At 62.7% G+C, this 2,947-nt stretch carries 4 protein-coding genes and 1 pseudogene; all 5 read right to left on the bottom strand.

Annotated features, from left to right (window positions below; genetic code table 11):
• Window positions 1-42: 42 nt before the first annotated feature.
• Window positions 43-189, bottom strand: a complete 147-nt coding sequence (locus MSZK_RS22870) for a hypothetical protein (RefSeq protein ID WP_005147085.1) — start codon at window positions 187-189, stop codon at window positions 43-45.
• Window positions 190-197: 8 nt separating this feature from the next.
• A complete protein-coding gene (locus MSZK_RS22875; RefSeq protein ID WP_099250846.1) occupies window positions 198-767 on the bottom strand; it encodes an HhH-GPD-type base excision DNA repair protein in 570 nt (189 codons plus the stop codon).
• 301 nt (window positions 768-1,068) lie between these two features.
• Entirely contained in the window at window positions 1,069-1,443 is a 375-nt protein-coding gene (locus tag MSZK_RS22880) for a hypothetical protein (protein ID WP_099250847.1), read from the bottom strand.
• A gap of 645 nt (window positions 1,444-2,088) precedes the next feature.
• Window positions 2,089-2,556, bottom strand: a complete 468-nt coding sequence (locus tag MSZK_RS22890) for an Ltp family lipoprotein (protein WP_233211464.1) — start codon at window positions 2,554-2,556, stop codon at window positions 2,089-2,091.
• A gap of 36 nt (window positions 2,557-2,592) precedes the next feature.
• Window positions 2,593-2,691: pseudogene (locus MSZK_RS33185) on the bottom strand (DUF2510 domain-containing protein); the annotation flags it as partial.
• Window positions 2,692-2,947 lie beyond the last annotated feature (256 nt).

The raw sequence follows: 2,947 nt of genomic DNA on the forward strand, positions 1-2,947 counted from the left end.
CGGGCGAATCGTCGGCCTGGACGCTCACTCAACGCTGATGGCCTAGTAGGCCATGAAGAGGATCTCGTCGCGGCCGTAGTCCATGCCGGGGTGCGCCGCGGCCAGGTGCTGCTTGGTCAGGTCAACCAGCTCGTCCTCGTCCTTAGCGCTGATCGCCTCGCCACACGGGCAGTTGATATGCGTCTTCACGGTGCCTCCTATTTTTTGGCTGCTGCCTTCATCTTCTTCTTGTACGCCCGCACTTCGTCCAGCGACCCCTTGTCGACCACATCGGCGATCGACATGTGGGTGCCGGCCTTGCCGTAGTCACCGGCCGCCTCGCGCCAGCCCTTCGGCGTGACGCCGTACTGCTTGCCGAGCAGGGCCAGGAAGATCTTGGCCTTCTGCTCACCGAAGCCCGGCAGTGCCTTGAGCCGGCGCAGGACCTCGGCGCCGTCGGGGTCGCCGTCGAGCCACAGCTGGGCGGTGTCGCCGTTGTAGCGGTCGACGATCTCGCGGGCGAGGTCCTGCACACGCTTGGCCATCGATCCCGGAAAGCGGTGGACGGCAGGGGTTTCCGAGAATTTCTCGGTGAACTGCTCCGGGTCGTAGTCGGCCACCAGGCGGGGATCGATGCCGCCGATCCGCTCGGCGATCTTGCGCGGCCCGGCGAACGCCGTCTCCATCGGGATCTGCTGATCCAGCAGCATTCCGGTCAGCAAGGCGAACGGATCCTCGGACAACAGGTCGTCGGACGCGGGATCCTGGGTGAGCTGCAGACGCGCCATGGCGGTAAGTCTAGGCAGACGCAGCAGGACGGGAGGCGAAGATGTCGGGTGCGGTCGCGCTCGCGCTGGATCCTCGCCGAGTACGGCGCTCGATAGATGGTTCCACCGTCGGGTGCTCAAGTACCGTCCGGACGCCCACGGGCGACACCACGTATACCGAGCGACGTCCTGGTATACCGAGCGACGTCCTGCAGGCCCGGTTAGTTAGAGGGAACGCCGATGCCGGTCAGCCAGAGACTCTGCCCGGTTTGGAAACACGGCAGCCTCTACCCGAAATGCCCCGGCTGCTGAGGTTGGTCGGCTACCCGAGCAATGGGCCTATGTTCGGACAGACATCGGCGGCAGCTACGAGAAGCTTGCCCGCCGAGCCTGGGCTGATGTTGTAGTCCCGCGCCAGCTTCTCGACAGTGGCTACCGGGCCTATTGCAGGTACCAAGCCGCACGCGTCTTCCATGGCGAGCGCTGAGCCGATTCCCATCGTGGAGATCAAGTTCTCTAGTCCATGAATTCTCAAGGCGTCGGCGTACGGTGCAGCCCAGTCGAACTCGCTTTCGCAGCAGTCTTTCTGGATTGGGGTGGCCGAGGCTTGGGCGGCCACCCCGATTCCGAGACTTACGGCGACAGCCCCGACAAGCCCGAACGCTAGGGCCTTAGCGGTCGCCGCAGAGGTGCCCAATTCGTTGGTCCTTTCAGGCGACCCGGAGTAATCAGCTCACGGGCACGTTTCGGCATCGATCTTCACTACCCCGAAGTCGACCGCGGTGTCTGATGTGAAGGTCGCACCAGGCGGCGGCGTGGAACTGCACACCTGCCAGTTTCGGTCCAACACCTGCATTCGACCCGCACCGGTCAAGTCGGTCGAGCTGGAGAAGAACGCGGGATTCCCCGTCAGCGCCTGGATGGCGTCTTGTGCGGCTTGAAGATTTCGTCCGATCAAGTTCGGCATGACCCACGACGACGGCTCCGAGGGCGCCGCGACGGCAGGGGGTGCAGCAGGGGCGGCAGCGGACGCTGTCGCCGTAACCGTCTGTGTCTCAACACTGGTCTTGATCACGGTCGACGCCGCCGGCGACTGCTGCCCGGATCCACACCCAGACAGCATCAGGCCAGCCACTGTTAGCGCCAACACTCTCGACATGCGCATTTGTTTTTCACCCTCCCCGTGAGATCCTTGCCGCGGTATATTTTACGTGGACGTCAATAATGGTCACCGACAGGCTGCCACACCTCGTCTTGGTTGGCGTCAGCGGCCCAATTTTTCGCAGCTGGCGGCAATCTGCCTCCGCTTCTAGGCATCCCCTGCCGCGCCACTTGGCTGTCGTCAGCCGCCGTACGCCATGGTGGCGCCGTATTGAGCCTCACTGGGAGTGAAGCCTTCGTACTCCAATTGCTCGATCAGTCCTTGCTTGGAGTACGCGCTATGACTTAGGTAGCTCTTCCCCTTTTTGACCGCCTGCTCGTTCCAATTGACACCGCCGATTGCCTCGATGTGCTCGACGGCAAAGGCGGCATCTGCGGCGGTGAACTGCTCATACTCCAGTTGCTCGATCAGACCTTGTTTCGAGTACGCGCTGTGACTCAGGTAGCTCTCTGCCTTCGCGATTGCATTGTCCTGGGCCGGGGTGAACATCCTCTTGGACGTCGTCTGCGAGGGGAATTCGACAGTTCTGGAAGTGCCGCCAGAACTGGACGCGGACGAGGCCCTTCCGTCCTTGTCGTTGTTGCTCGCGATGGAGGCGCACGTCGAGACACATCCGCCGAACAGCAAGACGATCACACCGATGACCACCCAGGGCCATACCTTGCGTTGCCTTGGCGGCGGGGTCGCCCCTGGGGCGACGGGCCCCCAAGTGGCACCGTCCCAATACCGCTGTCCTGGTACTCCGCTCGGGTCCGGATACCACCCCGGCGCCGGCAGCGTCATGAAATCCCCCGATCTCCCCACCCGCGTTGCCCGCAGGCAAGCGACAGCATAACCACAGGATTTGCGACCCTAACGTTCGTGTGCACGTGAAACGGCGCCGGCGTGATGTCAAGCGTCCGAGTGCCGGTCGATCGCCCACTTTGGGTCACGTGGCGGTGCAGACTTGCCGACTAGTGTCGTGCGTCATTAATTAGTTTACAGTGTGAGATGATGGTGTATGCCGTCATCTGCACTGGTGATCAGTCCTGAAGATCGT

It is taken from the genome of Mycobacterium sp. shizuoka-1 (assembly GCF_002723835.1).
Classification (GTDB): Bacteria; Actinomycetota; Actinomycetes; order Mycobacteriales; family Mycobacteriaceae; genus Mycobacterium.